Genomic DNA, 16,803 nt, shown 5'->3' with positions numbered 1-16,803 from the left:
CGAAGCGAAGCTAAGTAATCGTAAGAATGAGGATAAACTATGCGTATCGACGAACCATAAGGTTCCAACTACGCTGCTGCCGTTCGAACTCTGCTTTAATTTGCTGGTACTTCATTTTCGTTACAGAACATTCGTATTTTTTTACCACACTGGCAGTTTTGGCACCGAGTACTTCTTTGCGCATCTCGTAGTATTCCTGCATGTGATGAACTAAAGTATCAAACTCGTGCTGTAGCTGATCGAGGATTGTTTGCGTGTTCGGTTTCGATTCTAGCTTTTCTCTTGCTTTCTTCAAAAGTTGACTCGCACGGGCTTTTTCAATTCTAAATGTAGGCGTTGTGCGCAACTTAGATGTGAGTCCTAGCCAAGAACATGACTTTATCAACCACTTCGTTGGGTCGTAATGCCACCAATACACGCCATTGCGATAGTCATTCTCGAAAATATGATGGAAATTATGGTAACCCTCTCCAAATGTGAAAAAGGCGAGTACACCATTATCGCGAGCAGTGTTTTTGTCTGTGAAAGTTTGCTTACCCCAAATATGTGCGAGGGAGTTAATGAAAAAAGTTGTATGGTGACTCATAAAGAGTCGAGCTGCACCAACGACCAATAACATCCCCCAGATATCACCGTAGATCAGTCCTAGTATGACTGGGAAACCAATATTAGTCAGTAGGGCAAGTGGAACATAATACTTATGCTGCCACATGACGATTTTGTCGCGCTTTAGGTCACGGCAGTTTGTATATTCGTTTTCCTTTGATTTATTGTAATCACGTAACATCCACCCAATGTGAGAATACCAAAAACCCCGCTTGGCTGAGTACGGATCTTTATCGTTATTGTCGACATGTTTGTGATGCACACGATGATCAGAAGACCAATGTAATGCACTATTTTGCAAAGAAAATGCTCCTCCAATCGCAAAAATGGCGCGCAAAATAGGATGAGCTTCGTATGTTTTGTGGCTCCAGAGACGATGATAGCCTGCTGTAATAGAAAGGTTAGTAAAACTAAATGCAATCACTCCCCAAATTAGATGTTCCCAACCCAGTCCAAAATGATATGCATACCAAGGCATTACAATAAAAGTCAGAACAAAACTGGCAGAAAATATTAATGTATTCAACCAGATAACAGGTGGTTTGTTTTGAGTCACAGGTGTATCCCTAACTTTGAGCTAACAACTGTTCGCCAGAATATCAGCGTACACATGTAAGTCAAATTAAAGTTAGACAAATGTGACTATTCCTTTGGGTGTAGATTAAGGAACTTGATGGGATATTTTGCTTTTAATTGAATAATGAGTAGTATTAAAAAATGAGCTCTGGCTTAAGGTGTATAAAATCTGCCAAGAAACAAGTGTTATAAAGGTGGAATATACCGAGACTCTATAAAGAAGCAAAAATGTAAGAAAATAGGAATACGTAATGGATTTACGATTAGCGGAATATAAGGACTACGAGCGCATTGCGCATCTTCATGCGGATAGCTGGAAGCGTCATTACCGTGGCATTCTTAGTGATAACTATCTTGAGAAAGAAGCGATTGACGACAAACTACTGATTTGGCAAACCCGTTTGACCAACCCACCATTCAATCAGCACATTGTCTTGGCGGAGGAGGGAGGTTTGCTACTTGGCTTTGTTTGTGTGTTCGGCAACCATGATTTCGAGCGTGGAACCTTTATTGACGCATTGCATGTTGATGACAGTTACCGTGGTCGTGGGATTGGTAAGCAGCTATTACTTGCTGTCGCAGAATGGCAACAGCAGTACTTTAAAGACACAGGTCTTTATTTAGAAGTTGTGTCGCAAAACATTTCTGCGATTGAATTCTATCGCCACATTGGTGGACAAGAGGATCAAGAGCGAACTTGGCGCGCACCTGATGGCAAAGAGGTGTTAGAAAAAGTATTCCGTTGGAAGAACGCCCAGTCATTAGTTAGTGGGATTGAGGAAAACGTGATTTACTCCTAACCTAGCGTTCTAAAACATTAGATAAGAGCAGTCTCAACACTGCTCTTTTTTGTTTATGCACCCTAACGTTATGTTTTTATTAAAAGCTTTCTAGAAGTTAACCCCCATGGCTTTTAGTTCGAGCTCACATTGCTGAGCATTTTCAAACTGAATAGCAGCCATGCCAACTGCTCGGGCACCTTCAACATTGTAAGGCATGTCATCAATAAATACTGTCTCTTCGGGGTTAAGCTGATACTTTGAAAGTAGAGTTTGGTAGATCTCCGCTTGTGGTTTTAGTAATTGAACTTCAGAAGAGATGATTGCTCCATCAAACAGTGGCCAAAACTCATAGGTAGTACGAAGATGTTCCACAATTTCGTTGATGTTGTCTGTGAGCGCATATACGCCATATCCGGCACTTTTTACTCGTTTTAACAGCTCTATACTGCCGTAAAGTAGTATTTGAGTGTGTTTTACATAATAAAAGAAGCGGTCTATTTCTTCCGTCGTTACTTGGTGTTCACGTTGATAACGCTGTTTTGCTTCCCTTTCGGAGATCGTCCCTTTATTTAAATCTTTCCAGATTTGTGATGAAAATAGCATCTGAGCCATTTTCTCTGACTCTACGGAACCACCAAATGTTAAGCGAACGATTTCTACTGGAGACCAGCGTACCAATACATTACCTACATCAAAAATGACATTTTTTATCTGGACAGAATTCATAACACATCCCAAGCCAATTGTTCTTCACCACGCTATATGCGGTGAGTACTGTTTTTGAATCGTTGGAAAGTCGTGCCAAAGGCGCGACTTAAGTTTCTTGCACAAAATGAGATTAACATCCAATTGGATACAGAGCGATTATCGCAAAATTGCACTAAACTATATGCAACTTTGTTTATTTGGTTGTAAATCAAGTGTAGCTGTCTTAAAAGATTGAAACTAAAGATAAGTATTGCGAGCTGTTTACGTCATTTCGCGCTGCTTATAAATGATGATTAATATATAATTAGTTAATAATAAAACGATAAAAGTGAATCAAAATCACACTATTGTGCGTCAGGCGGAGTAAGCAAAACAGATTATATGGACTCGATACGTAAGGTTTATCAATATGCAGAACCAAACCTAACTCTCGTTGGCTGGATGGGGTTTCTTGGCTTTCCGCTGTACTACTTTGTCTGGGAGTTTGCCTTTCCACAGGCTTATGAAAATTTACCTCTTAGATTGTTTTGCTCGTTATTGTTTTTCGGCATCATTTTTAGAAACCGCTTATCATCGACTTGGAGAGATTATGTTCCTATTTACTACCAAGTGACGATAACGCTGTGCTTACCGTTTTTCTTTTTTTATATGTTACTGATGAATGACTGGTCCAATGTATGGGTTATGTCGTTTATGTCTGCAATTTTCTTACACATTTTACTGGTTCATGTTACTAGGGTCATGTTTGCTCAAACCTTTGCTGGGATAGGTTTAGCAACATTCTTCGCTTGGGTTGCAAAAGGGTTCCATCTTGACTTGACCATGGATTGGACTCATGTGCCAATCTTTCTGTTTATTTATGTCTTCGGTAATTTGTTCTATTTTCGTAACCAAGTTGAACATGAAGCGAAAGTCTCGCTGGCAAAATCATTCGGGGCAGGGATCGCACATGAAATGCGTAACCCGTTGAGTGGGCTTTGCACTTCAATAGATGTTATCCAGTCGATCTTGCCCAACATGAAAGAGGCAGGAAAAGAGCAGTACGTCATGAGTGTAGAGGATGTCACCTTATTACGTGAAGTGAGTCAGGATGCAATGAACATTATCCAATCGGGTAATGAAACCATCGATTTATTGCTAACTTCGATTGATGAAAATCGAGTTTCTCGTTCTAGCTTCAAAAAATATTCAGTTCACTCGGTCGTTGAACGGGCAATTGAAAGCTTCAGTTATAAACGTGCCACTGATCGATTTGCCATATCGCTGGATGCGAGAAGTGAGTTTGAGTTTCTAGGTAGTGATACATTACTTAAATACGTTATGTATAACCTCTTCAAGAATGCCTTCCATCACCGTAAATCTGAAGATTTTCACATACATGTATCCATGATAAGTTCAGAACGCTTTAATCAAATTGTTGTAACCGATAATGGTGCTGGCATTGCTCCTGATGTTCTACGCAATATCTTTCAAGACTTTTACACCACTGGCAAATCAGGAAGTTATGGTTTGGGTCTACCGTTTTGTAAAAAAGTCATGCGTTCATTTGGGGGGAACATTGAGTGTCAATCTCAGTTAGGGGAGTGGTCTCAATTTACGTTAACTTTCCCACTAACGACATCTGATACCGTTACTGAAATCAAAAACGATCTGACTAAACTCAAAACCATTCTAACGGTGACTAGCCAAGATATCTTGGTGTCTAAAGTAACAGATATTAGCCGTTTTATGGGCTTTGACTCGACGATTTTAGATGCCAACCAAGTACTCAAAAAGAAAGAGTACGAGTTCGAATTCGATCTGATTTTTATCGATCTTGAGCGCTTAGATCCAAGAGCAAACCAATTGGATAGATTAGAATCTCTCTTGTCTTTCACTGAAGCACGCATAGTTTATCTTTTTGAGCATCATCCGACTCAGAGAGCACGTAAGGCTGCATATGAACCTATTTGGATCGAAACGCAAGCCTGGTTATTGAATACTAAACCAACTATTGAGCGTCTCTTATATGATTCAAGCTATGTATCGACACCAACGGCCTCGGTGACGTTAGATAATTCAAATAAGCGCACAATTATGGTCGTGGATGATAATGAATCTTTGCGTAAATTCACGGCAATGTTACTTGAAAAGCAAGGCTTTGAAGTGATTCAGAAAGAAGACGGGCAGCAGGCTCTGGATACACTAGAGCAAGAAGATGTTGATCTCATTCTGATGGATATCGAAATGCCAATTATGGATGGTGTAGAAGCGTCTAGGCGAATTCGAAGCTCGGATAAAAACTATGCGTCGGTACCTATTATTGCACATACAGGGGATAGTTCACCTGTCACGTTGGACAAAATTGGGTCTTCGGGTATGTCTGACTTCATCGTAAAACCGGCGGATAAAAATCGTTTGTTCGATAAAATCGCAAACTGGATCTAATCATTCGCGACTTGTTTTCTTGAGGCGAGTTGCTCACAACGAATAACACGAATAAAGAGCTCAGCAAAACTGTTGAGCTCTTTAGTTTTATCTACACACTAACTTACACAAACTCTAAGTCAGGGTGTGCAAATGCTTGTTGGCAGACAGTGAGTACATGATCAACTTCAGCAGCTGTCATGTCTGCATTGACTGAAAAACGGATGATGTTTTTGTTCCTTCCAGTTGCAGGGCGGCAAAACACTGCGCCGTAAACATTTCGCTCTTCGAGAAAGTCGCGGACTCGCTCAGTGTTTCTCTCGTTACCACATTCTAATGCGATAATTTGTGATTCACTGCGAATAGTAAATCCAATGCGTTTTAAACCAACGGCTAAAGACTTGGCTCTTTCAAACAGAATATCTCGCTTATCATCTGATTTTCTTATGACGTCCAGTGTTTTCTCTAGCCGAATGATCTCTTGCGGTAATACGGTAGAACTAAATATTGCAGGGTACGCCACAAATGGAAGCGTCTTCGCCAGTTTTTCTGGGCCTAAAATCGCGCCAGCACGATAAGCAAATGTCTTGGCAAGACTAACGGTAATAAAATCTACCTTATGAGTTAAGCCAAGACCCTGCAGTATCCCCGCACCTTGTGGACCGTGTGTACCTAAAGAGTGTGATTCATCTACAACCAGGCCGCAGTCAAACTCCTGTGCTATTTCGTAGATATCACGTAGAGGAGCGATGGTCCCGATAGTGCTGTAAACCGAATCCACAACAATGATCCCTGAACCGTGACGTGAAATCTGTTTTCTTAGGTGACTGGTGTTGTTATGCATGAACGGATGAATTTGTGCTCCGGCAATACGTGCGCCTTCCCACAAAGACATATGTGCAAAGAAATCAATGTACACAGGTATGTTCGGTGCACAAATAGTCTGCAATAAACCGACATTCGCAGCCCAACCAGATTGAGAAAGTAGACAACTAGGCATACCAACGAAACTGGCTAGTTGCGTTTCAAATACAGGTTTCGATTCATCGTCTTGTAAGAAAATCGCGGACATCACGACGTTGTCATCGTGCTGGGAAATCGCATCACGATGCGCGTTTTGAATCTCCTTATTATGAGACAGTGCAAGGTAATCATTGCTTTGCAGGACAACGGCATTACACGGTGGGCGTTTACCAAGAACAAGGTGTTTTTTGTTCTCATTCGGTTCGATTAGATCTTGAATATAAAAATCTAGGCGTTCCTCGATAAAGGAGGGAAGTGGTTTGCTTTGTATAGTTTCACTCATAATAAATCTCTTCTTCATATGGAAAAACGCCAGCGCTGACACTTATTCATATTGCGGATTTTGGGGAGAGTGTCACTAACCAGGTTGCATAAGTTTGCAGACCCTTGCAAACTCGACATTTGAGGGTTGGATGGTGGCTGTAACTCTATAGGGGCCCGGGGTCTAAACTAGTTTGTGCTTAAAGTTTATACGGCGATTTTTCGGTGTTTTTTCGTGCTTCATATCTGGGATTTTGGATGAGGAATATAAAGTTTGAAAAGTGAAAAAAATGGGCGCATTAGATAACAAAAAAGGCGCGAAAATCGCGCCTTGAAACATGAGTAGATAAGAGACAAGCTTATCGCTTATTACGTAAATAGCGCTTACGACGCTCTTCTTTACGCTTCGCTTTCTCTTCTTCTTTACGGGCGGTTTCAATCTCGACTTCAATCAGTTCTTGAGTGATCATTTCTGGGCGTTCTAATGTAATTTGGCCCAAAGTGCCTTGACGAAGTTCGTGCAATAAGATCTCTGATACTTTGTGCAAGTCAACACGTCCACCTGCACGTAGTGCACCGCGGCGGCGACCAATTTCTTCCATGATCTCGATATCTGATTCTGGAAGCTCTTCAATTTGATAACGCTCTTTAAGCTTGTCTGCATAATGAGCTGCTAGGTATTCAATGGTATAGAATGCGACTTCGTCATATTCCATCGCTGTATCTTTTACCGCGCCAGTAGCCGCAAGGCGGAAGCCACTGTGTGGATTTTCCACTTTTGGCCATAAAATCCCTGGAGTATCAGATAATACGATGCCATTTTGCAGGTTGATACGTTGTTGACGACGTGTAACCGCGGGTTGGTTACCTGTTACAGCGATTGTTCGGCCTGCGAGGGTGTTAATGATCGTCGACTTTCCAACGTTTGGGATACCCATGATCATGGTGCGAATGTTTTTACCAATTTCTTCTCGGTGTGGGGCAAGTTTGCGGCAAAGCTCCATGATTCGATGTACTTCTTGTGGTTCAGAAGTCGTGATCGCCATTGCTTTTACATGTTGCTCTTGCTCCAAGTGCTCAATCCACAGTTGAGTTAACTCTGGATCGGCCAAATCACGTTTGTTCAAAACTTTAACGACAGGTTTGTCACCACGGATTTGAGAAATCAAAGGGTTTTCACTACTGAAAGGAATACGAGCATCCAGTACTTCGATGATCACATCCACTTGAGGGATTGCTTCTTCGATCTCTTTACGTGCTTTGTGCATGTGGCCAGGAAACCACTGGATTGAGTTATTAACCATTTGAATTTAATACCTTAATTTTTCTAATGCTCCAGCGGTTGTAAAAGTAGCAATGTGAATCTTGAGTGACACAATACTAGAACGCATTTTCTAAAACTGTGTTTACTTCAAGCTGCTCGAAACCGCGGAGTTGAGCTTTCTTTCATGTTAATACGTCAGTTTATCATGGAATGATGATGAATCATTCAAGATGAAAGTAAAAAGCTATGGCGTGCAAACCTAAAAGCACACATCCCTTATGTATACCGACTCGCAGTGAATATCCGTCTGGGTGAGAGACCGAACGCAAACGCTGTGTAGTCAAAGGTGGATTGTGTTGTCAGATTGTTCTGACGAATTTTGGTTTTCTTTTTTATATCAAAGTTTTATTTTTATTTCGCTATTGAGCGAAGTTTGACTTTTATCTGACAAAAACTAGTCTGAGCTTCCATTCAGAGGAAGCAGTCATGCTCAGTATTCTTAGAAGTATTACGGTATCGTCCGTCGCCTTAATTTTTTTAGCGAGTTCTTTTTGCTCAACTGCCAAACAGAGTCCTAAACCGAAGGTCATCGTTGGTGTTATTGCGCAAGACGAAGCTAAAGACTCGTTTGACGGTAGCGTTGGTCCTTCGTACGGAATTAGTCTTGAGTATTTGTCTAACATTACTAAAGCTTTGGATTATGAGTTAGAACTTCGGACTTACAAGCATATTCCGTCTTTACTTGCGGATGTCGAAAGCAAGAGGATTGATGGTGCGGTTGGATTTAGTAAAACAGCAGCAAGAGAAAAGCGTTTCTTGTTTTCGATGCCTTTCTTTTCGAGCACTATCGCTGTTTGGTATCGGAATGCCACTTACCGAGATAGTGATGCGCGTGATCTTAAATGGGTGTGTGTTGAGGGCAGTGTGTATTGTGACAACCTCACTGAACGTGGTATCGATAAGATACATTATGTTAAAACACGTTTAGAGGCGTTTAATGAAGTTAAGCGAGGTAAAGCGAACGCGCTGATTTACACTTATGTTGGTATTACCCAATATTTGGATTTGAATAACATTGTAAAAGGGGTTGTCGATATTCCCAGTTGGTTGAAAAACGAAGAGGTGAGTTTTATCGCTTCGTTGGACAAACAGAGTCTGATCGATGACATCAACAAAATCCTTCAGTGGGAGCAAAATGGAAAAAACATTCGCTCCGTCGCCTCGAAAAATCCTTACCATATCAGTGATAAGTTATTGGTAGATTACCGACGTAGTCATCAAAACAAACTAGTGATAACTTACAGCAGCAGTGACGAAGCTTATCCGTTTCTCTACCGAGATTCGCAAACGGGCGAGTTAGATGGCTTCTTTCCAGATTTTGTCGACTTATTGCAGTCTCGTACTGGCTTGAGCTTTAAGTATGTGAAGCCGACGTCGAGCCTTTCCAATGGATTAACGGCATTTGATGCCGATATAGTCCCCATCTCTTATGTGGGTGAGCTACCTAAGTCAGATTGGTTGTTCACTAAACCATTCATGCACAGTAATTACGTGGCTATCCAAGCGGAGCAGAGCAAGCGCGATAAATCTGCACTGAAAGAAGCGGGTATTCTGCTCACTTTGAAAAAGCAAGGGTTAGTTCATTTGGGCACTTGGCAGCAAGGCCAAGTTGATCATTATGATGATTTGAAAAAGCTGCTTACCGATTTGAAATCGGGCGTTTTGGATGTGGCTTACATTCCTGACGACATCGTTCACAACATGATTGCACAAGATCAAGTCGATGGCTTGGTGATCAATGCGGAGGACGTTTTGACGTTCTCTAATGCATTTGCGGTTGCAAACCACAATACACAACTGCAACACATGTTGAACAGCATCATCGAAACCATTGATTCTAACGAGATCGAAAAACTGCTGCGTTCTCACCGAAGCTTCAAACTGACTTATGGCTATGACGCGGAGCAGATCGCTACATTTGTTGTTGCTGGTTCATTCATATTCTGTCTCATGTTAATTGCGGCGTATTTCATCTTATCTCACATGCGACTTAAAGTGAGGTTAGCCGAATTTAATGCTGACAATGAGGAAGCGGAAAAGCAATGGCTGATGGACATCATCAAAGAGATCAATAGCTTGGTTTTTATCCATAGTGAAAATAACCATATGGAGATGAGCAATTGTGCCAACTACAACAGTAAACAGTGCCAACAATGTAAGTTGAAAAGTGATTCTGCGCACGCTCCTCTGGTGAATAATTTTGATGAACTAACCACTGTTATTGCTGGAAAGCGTATTTCAGAAGAGGTTGCCTCGTCGGGCTGTGAACTTGATATTAAACATGTATATCGAGAACGCAAAGTCATCGCTTCTCCTAGCGGTAAGAACAAGTTTGTACTGACTGTTATTCAAGATATTACCCAGCAAAAAGAACGTGAGCAGGCGTTAATCGATGCGCAAAAAGAAGCGCAAACCGCGGTACGTGCGCGTGAAAACTTTTTGGCAACCATGAGTCACGAATTAAGAACGCCATTGTCGGCAGCACACGGCATCCTCGATTTGCTAAATCGCCAAGTGACGGCAGATTCAAATCGCGAGTTAATTGCCCAAGCCATACGCTCGCTCAATCATTTGAATACGCTAGTAGACGAAGTACTGGATTATTCAAAGTTAGAGGCAGGGCACTTAACCGTCGCCCCAGTTAAGACCGACTTGCTTAAAACCTTGTGCGATGTGTTTCGAAGCTTTGAACCACGAGCGCTCGCGAAAGGTTTGGATTACAAAGTGACAATCAAACCATTTTCGAATGCTTTCATTGAAATCGACGCGCTGCGATTGGTGCAAATTACCACCAATCTACTCTCCAATGCGGTGAAATTCACTGCGGAAGGCGAGGTTGGAATCAGTGTCATTCTTCATGAAAAGCAGCTTATTTTGAAAGTGGCGGATTCAGGTATCGGCATGACGGATGACCAACTCGAAGGTATTCTCAATCCTTTTGTTCAAGCGGATGACACTATTACGCGTAAATATGGCGGCACTGGATTGGGGCTGAGCATTGTTGACCGATTGATCGACTGCATGGGCGGCGTGCTCTGCATCGATTCACAATTTGGCTTAGGCACGACGATTACCGTCAAACTGCCAATTGAGCATTGCGACTCTGAGCCAGACGTTTGTTTGAACTGGACGTATAGCGAGAGCTTACCACTTAATATTCGCCAGTGGTGTGACGCGTGGAAAATGCGTCCAGCGACGTTAAAAACAATGGTGGCGAACCTTCACCCTATACACGACAGCGATGCCAGTTTTAATGGCCTAATGCTGCGTGACGAACAAAGGGTACTTGGCAGTCTTACGCTAAGAGAGCTTCAATATCCAGATACATTGTTCAATTTGCTCAGCCAAACGCAGCAAGAAACCAAGCTTAGTGACGCAAATCAAGAAGTGGTTTCTTGGGTTCTCGGCACGGTACTGGTCGCAGAAGATAATCCCATTAACCAAAGTGTGATAGCAATGCAGCTTCATGAACTTGGAATCGAACCTGTCATTGTGAATAACGGCCGCGAAGCATGGGAATACATCAACCAAGATGAAAACGTTGTGTTGCTGCTGACCGATTTTCATATGCCAGAAATGGATGGCTATGAGCTTGTTAGGCACGTGAAAAACTCCGAATTTAAAGCAATTCCAATCATCGGTGTGACAGCAGAAGATGCTCGTCTTGCCATTGAACGTACACAGGATATCGGCATTGATGATGTGCTCTACAAGCCCTATGACCTTAATCAATTAAAAACCGTTTTGATTCCATTTATTGGCGAAAAAGAGAGGGGTAGGCTGCCCGGCTGGATTAAACGGTTCAAAGCACAGGACGCAAAAGAGATTGCGCGCGTGTTTAGTCAATCAATGTCTACAGATATAAAAAACTTAAACGCCGCATCGACTGAGCGAGACAAAAAACGGGTCATTCATGGCATCAAAGGAGCGGTTGGGGCGATAGGGGTAAGCATGCTGACTGAGCTTTGCATTGAGGCAGAACGAGTTACTGCTGCGGAGTTTGACAGGCGAACAGCGGAGCTAATTTTACGAATCGAGCAGGAGATCGAAAACATAAACTATTGGGTAGAGACAAATGAATACACAATTTAATGTGATGGTGATTGATGACCATCCGCTACAAACCACAATACTTACGCAAATATTGGATCGCTATTGCGCGCAAGTCATCCCTTTTAACTGTGTGGATGCCGCTATTCAGAGTGTGCAGGAACAACATTTTGACGTAATTTTTTGTGATATCCAAATGCCCGGAAAAGACGGCATCGATATGATGGAAATGCTCGATAAAGTCCAGTACCAGGGGCAAGTTGTACTGGTCAGTGCAATGGAATTGACCATTATTTCTGCGGTAAGAGCCATGTGCGAGGGATTTAGCTTTGAAGTATTAGGGAAGCTGCCTAAGCCATACGATGAAAATGAAGTCGTTGATTTGTTGGGTAAAATAAAAGATGAAAAAGCGAAACAAGTCAGCTTTGCTCAACCTATTGAAGTGGAAGATCAAGAATTCCTGTTTGCTCTGGCTGAAGGGCGAGTGAAAAATTATTACCAGCCTTTAGTCGATGTGCAAAGTGGGGAAGTGCTTGGGTATGAAGCGCTCGCGCGTTGGAATCATCCTATTTATGGTGTGTTACCCCCTCATTATTTTTTGCCAATTGTAGAGCGTTGCCGCCTTTCTGGAGAGTTGTTTCAAGCTGTATTGAGTAATGTTATCTATGACATGAAACACCGCGGATTGACGCAAAACGTATCCATCAATGTAGACCATGAAAATTTAGAAGATACGGCGTTCTCTCATTACTTTTTACAGCAATGTTTAGAGAGCGAGATTGACCCATCACAAATCACCATTGAAATTACAGAGCGAGATACATTTCAGACTAGCGCGTCCCTGTACAAGAATTTACTCAAGTTGAGGATGAACGGTGTCACTGTCTCAATAGATGATTTTGGCACGGGTTCATCAACGTTTGAAAAACTGGCTCAACTGCCATTCAACGAGTTAAAAATCGATCGTTCGTTTGTACAAGGTGTCGAATGCGACATCAAAAAACGCAACATCGTTGTTGCTATTTGCGCGTTAGCGAAAAGTTTGAATATACGACTGGTCGCGGAAGGTATTGAAGACGAAGTCACACTGCAAGCGATACGTGAGTATGGGATTGATCTTTGCCAAGGCTTCTACATTGATAAACCCATGCCACTAGAAGCCATAACCATACTAAATGAAAGATATGAATAAATTGAATTACTTGATCTTTGACGATCATCCTCTCGTTTGTGTTGCAATCAAGTCGTTGTTGGAAGAGTTAGGGAAAACAAATGGGGTATTTACTGCAACATCAGCGAAGATGGCATTACAAATATTGAAAAAGGAAGAAATTCAACTGTTGATCTTAGATGTGAACTTGGCAGATTGCGATGGGTTTGATTTCTACAAACGTATCAAATCCCATGGTTATGAAGGCAAAGTCATTTTCTTCTCCGCTGAAACTAGCCAAATGTACAGCCAAATGGCTTTTCGTTCTGGCGCTGATGGCTATGTGTGTAAATCGGAAAATCACGACATTCTTAAAGACGCGATAGAAGCGGTAGAGAAGGGGTATACCTTCTTCAAATTTAAGCAAGTTGTTAACAGCGTTCGAGAAATGCCACAACTTTCAAGCAGAGAAAGTGCAGTAATGAAGTATTTACTACAAGGAAAGTCCAATAGAGAAATCGCTTCAGTGCTATCAATAAGTGACAAAACAGTCAGCACATACAAACGCCGTCTATTGGATAAATTTAACGTAAAGAACATTGTTGAGCTAACAAGAGTGGCGGGGGCGTAAGACCGCATCATGACACTTAAAAGTATCGCGTTGTCTCTTTTCATCGCAACATTACTATTCGTCACTTCTGTCACAATGATTGGTGCGGTGTTAATTTCTTATGAAGTAAAGCAGTTCAACACTTACGCGAATAATTTAGCCAAAATAAAACAAAAAGTAATTCTCATGGGGCTATTGACGGAAGCGCAGCTCGAGCAATACAAAGGCATGAGCGTGAGTGAAGTAGAAGCGCAAACAGAGCTGAGCTTTCAAGATGCGATTTACTCCCTGTCACCTTATGAAAAACTCAATTACGTTGAAGCTGTTGCACGGAAATCGCTTCATCAGGCTGAAGCGTATTTATCAAATGCGTTCAATCGACAAAATGCCGTTATGTATTTTCGTTCTTATACTGGAAACAAACTCATCTTAGAGAGACCGATTGAAGCGCTAGAGGGAGTGAAAGCCACATTTGATGTTGATTGGTGTAAAAGTAACTATTCTTGTGTGTTAGCCGCGTGGAAAGAGCAACTAACGGACCGGGTATTGTTTTCCCTACCATTTAAAACGACATACTCCGATGACATGGCGATAAGCATCATGAGTCCGGTTTACTTTCAAGGTGAGTTAGTGGGAGAGTTCTCGGAACAATTATACCTCTCGCCGCTTTATAATGATGGGAAAGCGGTGGATGTTCAAATAGCGAATGGGAACAAACAAATGGTGATTTATTTCGCTGGCTACCCCTTTCCATCATTCGCGTACACCCAATCATATGTCGCAGACAACAACAATCTTATCGTTTACATGTACCCATTCAGTAAAATTGTATTGGATTACGTGTTCTTGTTTATCATCTTCTTTTTCGTAACCTTAGCGTATTACAACAAAGCTTATGAATCTAAAGAGAGCAAACTTCGCCTCGCGAAAGCACTGACGAACGTGACGAAAGATGATTTAACGGGATTGTTTAACCGCAGAGTTTTTCAAGATAGCGAGTTCAAACGTCGTTTGGAAACCGCGCCATATTCCGTCATTGCAATAGATGGCGATAGGATCAAGCGAATCAATGACCATTACGGTCACCATGTAGGGGACGAAGTTATTGGAATTATTGCTGATGCTATGTCTAAAGTGTTTCGAAATAGTGATTATCTAGTTCGAACTGGTGGTGATGAGTTTGTTGCGATTCTGCCGGGTTGCAGTATCAGTCAATCTTCAATATTGGCGAAGAAGCTTCGTAGTGTCGTTAAAGATAACCGACTAAAGACCTTGGATATCGAGGTTAGTGTGAGTACTGGTATCGCGGCGAATGAATTACACGAAACGCTTCAGGACGTTATTGTACGTGCAGATGAAGATCTCTATGAGATGAAAAAACACAGACAAAAGTCCCATTAAGCAGGTCTGGTATTGACTCAATGTTAAGTTACGGAACATAACCATGACATAACTGTTTGATTAATTTGACCAAACAGAATGAGTGGTCTTTTATATTAGAGCAGTCAACAAATAGTGATTGCTCTATTTATTCTCGACCTTACATCTGGTGTCGCACGTGAACAAAGATCTCGACTTAAACTTACTTAAAATACTTGTCTTACTGGATAAGCACCGTCAGCTCAAGCCCGTTGCGAAAGCGATGGGGAAGAGTGAAGCGTCAATTAGCAAATACCTTGCCCGATTGCGACTCCAGCTAAACGATGAATTGTTTATTCGGCATCCTCATCACATGGAACCGACGGACTATTTAAAACGTCAATTACCTAAAATTTCCGATGCACTCGAGAAGCTTGAAACTTGTCTAATTAGAGATGAGTTTGAACCGGAAAATTACGAAAAAGACATCACCATTTGTTTACCGCAAACCGCTCAATACTCATTTGGGCATTTACTTGCAATGGATTTAATGGTGCTGTTTCCCAAGGCGCACATTTCGATAGCAACGATTACAGAGTATACGATAGAAGAGATAATCCTAGGCAAAGTGGATGCGCAGTTACATTACTTCAACGAGGATGTTCCGAAATCTGTTTATCAGAAGTTCATCGGCTATGCGCCTGCTGTGGTAGTTGTCCCTGAAGAGCTGGGAATTACCACCCTGGAAGAAGCGGCCAAACTTCCCTTTATCATGTTAGAGATTATCGGTTGGAAAGAGAAAGAGCAGCTCGTTAAGCGTGCAATGGAAAGCCACGGTATGGTCATCAACCGTATTGCGGCTCTAGACAACGTAAGCAGCGTATTGAAGCTAATTAAGCAAAAAAGCGCCGCAACCGTGTTACTTGAATATCAGGCGCCAATTGATGGATATAAATTTATAAGAGTGCCAGAGCATTTTTACCCAGATGGCTGGCCAAAAGTGGTTGTACAGGTGAAGCAAAGCTTAAGACATGATGCAATGCACCAGCTGTTAATCGGTGCTATTGCAAAATACATGAGCGCTTAGCGGCAAAACTCAATGTTTTCTGACTGAGGGATAGTATGCAGAAGTTCAATCAACGTGTCCGCATGGTACTTTTTCAGAATACGCGTTTTGTAGGTGCTGATTGTTTTAGCGCTGAGTGAAAGTTGTTCAGAAATCTTCTTATTTGAGTAGCCTTGTACAAGATAATGGAACACCATGGCTTCGCGATTTGAAAGTGTTACGTTACCCGACGATGGTGTGTGAGTCGACTTAAACATTGAGTAACCGCGTGAAACACTCACAATTGCGTCAATAATGGTCTCTCTTGTTTCATGTTTGCTTAAGAAGCCGTTTGCGCCCATTTCGTACGCGGCTTTAGAAAGACTCGAGTAGTCACGTGAAGAAACAAATAACAGTCGGCCACGATATCCCGTCGCTAAAATGTTTTTGGCTAAACGCATACCATCGCGGTCGCCAAGCACTACGTCTAAAATAATCAAATCAATCTTTTGGCCTCGAACAAGATCCATCACTTCCGCACTGTCAGTGGTTTGAATCACTTCAGCTGCGTTGATTACAGATTCAACTAGAGAAGCAAGTGCTTCGCTATACAATGGTTGAGCGTCGATAATAAGAACATTATTCAAAGTGAACCTCACCTAATACATCAACTAGTGTGCTGTCAGGCGACAGCGCAATTGGATGAATAGGATTGTAGGAAAAACCTTGCTAAGAGGAAGGAAAATGACTCTTTCCAAAAGTGAAAATCAGTGTCTTGATTATGGGAATAGCGATGTCAGGTATTGAAATACCTAGTGATAGGATGATTGCTTGAAACTTACGTTGACAGAAAACTAACAAACTGAAAGTGTTCTTTCAGTGTTCTATGCCTTCAGATTTTCT

General features: G+C 41.8%; 12 protein-coding genes. 7 read left to right on the top strand and 5 right to left on the bottom strand.

All coding sequences use genetic code 11. From position 1 onward, the window contains the following. Positions 1-37: 37 nt before the first annotated feature. Positions 38-1,162 carry an acyl-CoA desaturase gene (locus R7P36_RS03690; RefSeq protein WP_005376527.1) on the bottom strand — a complete coding sequence of 375 codons (1,125 nt, stop codon included), beginning with the start codon at positions 1,160-1,162 and terminating at the stop codon, positions 38-40. A 271-nt stretch (positions 1,163-1,433) separates the two neighbouring features. On the opposite strand from R7P36_RS03690, the gene R7P36_RS03685 reads away from it, so the two are divergent. Next, the gene (locus R7P36_RS03685) at positions 1,434-1,982 is read left to right on the top strand and encodes a GNAT family N-acetyltransferase (protein WP_005376525.1); all 549 of its coding nucleotides are present in this window, start codon (positions 1,434-1,436) and stop codon (positions 1,980-1,982) included. A 90-nt stretch (positions 1,983-2,072) separates the two neighbouring features. On the opposite strand, the gene R7P36_RS03680 is transcribed toward R7P36_RS03685, so the two are convergent. Then, complete coding sequence (locus R7P36_RS03680; protein WP_171345646.1) at positions 2,073-2,690, bottom strand: HAD family hydrolase; 618 nt, start codon at positions 2,688-2,690, stop codon at positions 2,073-2,075. A 363-nt stretch (positions 2,691-3,053) separates the two neighbouring features. Here R7P36_RS03680 and R7P36_RS03675 point away from each other — a divergent pair, with 363 nt between their 5' ends. Beyond that, on the top strand, positions 3,054-5,099 hold the full coding sequence (locus tag R7P36_RS03675) for a response regulator (protein WP_213899152.1): 2,046 nt from the start codon (positions 3,054-3,056) through the stop codon (positions 5,097-5,099). Positions 5,100-5,202: 103 nt separating this feature from the next. Here the strand turns inward: R7P36_RS03675 and cqsA are convergent, their stop codons facing one another. Both cqsA and ylqF read right to left on the bottom strand, forming a co-directional pair. Beyond that, positions 5,203-6,384 (bottom strand): alpha-hydroxyketone-type quorum-sensing autoinducer synthase, encoded by a 1,182-nt coding sequence (cqsA, locus tag R7P36_RS03670; protein ID WP_017635350.1) that lies wholly within the window; start codon positions 6,382-6,384, stop codon positions 5,203-5,205. A gap of 337 nt (positions 6,385-6,721) precedes the next feature. Further along, the gene (ylqF, locus tag R7P36_RS03665) at positions 6,722-7,666 is read right to left on the bottom strand and encodes a ribosome biogenesis GTPase YlqF (protein WP_005376521.1); all 945 of its coding nucleotides are present in this window, start codon (positions 7,664-7,666) and stop codon (positions 6,722-6,724) included. A gap of 446 nt (positions 7,667-8,112) precedes the next feature. Between ylqF and R7P36_RS03660 the strand changes: the two genes are divergently transcribed. From R7P36_RS03660 to R7P36_RS03640, 5 genes are all read left to right on the top strand, one after another. Further along, positions 8,113-11,778: an ATP-binding protein gene (locus tag R7P36_RS03660; protein WP_213899151.1), complete on the top strand. Its 3,666-nt coding sequence runs from the start codon at positions 8,113-8,115 to the stop codon at positions 11,776-11,778. Beyond that, on the top strand, positions 11,762-12,928 hold the full coding sequence (locus R7P36_RS03655; protein ID WP_017821555.1) for an EAL domain-containing protein: 1,167 nt from the start codon (positions 11,762-11,764) through the stop codon (positions 12,926-12,928). Before R7P36_RS03660 ends, R7P36_RS03655 begins: the two co-directional genes overlap by 17 nt. After that, complete coding sequence (locus R7P36_RS03650) at positions 12,921-13,517, top strand: response regulator transcription factor (protein WP_017635347.1); 597 nt, start codon at positions 12,921-12,923, stop codon at positions 13,515-13,517. The genes R7P36_RS03655 and R7P36_RS03650 overlap by 8 nt, the downstream gene beginning before the upstream one ends. A 9-nt stretch (positions 13,518-13,526) precedes the next feature. Next, positions 13,527-14,897, top strand: a complete 1,371-nt coding sequence (locus tag R7P36_RS03645) for a GGDEF domain-containing protein (RefSeq protein WP_005376517.1) — start codon at positions 13,527-13,529, stop codon at positions 14,895-14,897. A 157-nt stretch (positions 14,898-15,054) separates the two neighbouring features. Beyond that, on the top strand, positions 15,055-15,942 hold the full coding sequence (locus tag R7P36_RS03640; RefSeq protein ID WP_033906494.1) for a LysR family transcriptional regulator: 888 nt from the start codon (positions 15,055-15,057) through the stop codon (positions 15,940-15,942). Here the strand turns inward: R7P36_RS03640 and R7P36_RS03635 are convergent. Beyond that, entirely contained in the window at positions 15,939-16,547 is a 609-nt protein-coding gene (locus R7P36_RS03635; RefSeq protein WP_017821556.1) for a response regulator transcription factor, read from the bottom strand. The genes R7P36_RS03640 and R7P36_RS03635 overlap by 4 nt on opposite strands. Positions 16,548-16,803 lie beyond the last annotated feature (256 nt).

This window comes from Vibrio sp. 397 (assembly GCF_033339395.1).
Classification (GTDB): domain Bacteria; phylum Pseudomonadota; class Gammaproteobacteria; order Enterobacterales; family Vibrionaceae; genus Vibrio; species Vibrio alginolyticus.
The sequence above is the reverse complement of the archived record's forward strand: the minus strand, read 5'-3'. Positions and strand labels throughout refer to the sequence as shown.

Coding starts and splice junctions, on each gene's coding strand:
- R7P36_RS03675 (WP_213899152.1), top strand. CDS start 3,054: ATGGACTCGATACGTAAGGTTTATCAATATGCAGAACCAAACCTAACT.
- R7P36_RS03660 (WP_213899151.1), top strand. CDS start 8,113: ATGCTCAGTATTCTTAGAAGTATTACGGTATCGTCCGTCGCCTTAATT.
- R7P36_RS03650 (WP_017635347.1), top strand. CDS start 12,921: ATGAATAAATTGAATTACTTGATCTTTGACGATCATCCTCTCGTTTGT.
- R7P36_RS03655 (WP_017821555.1), top strand. CDS start 11,762: ATGAATACACAATTTAATGTGATGGTGATTGATGACCATCCGCTACAA.
- cqsA (WP_017635350.1), bottom strand. CDS start 6,384: ATGAGTGAAACTATACAAAGCAAACCACTTCCCTCCTTTATCGAGGAA.
- R7P36_RS03645 (WP_005376517.1), top strand. CDS start 13,527: ATGACACTTAAAAGTATCGCGTTGTCTCTTTTCATCGCAACATTACTA.
- ylqF (WP_005376521.1), bottom strand. CDS start 7,666: ATGGTTAATAACTCAATCCAGTGGTTTCCTGGCCACATGCACAAAGCA.
- R7P36_RS03680 (WP_171345646.1), bottom strand. CDS start 2,690: ATGAATTCTGTCCAGATAAAAAATGTCATTTTTGATGTAGGTAATGTA.
- R7P36_RS03685 (WP_005376525.1), top strand. CDS start 1,434: ATGGATTTACGATTAGCGGAATATAAGGACTACGAGCGCATTGCGCAT.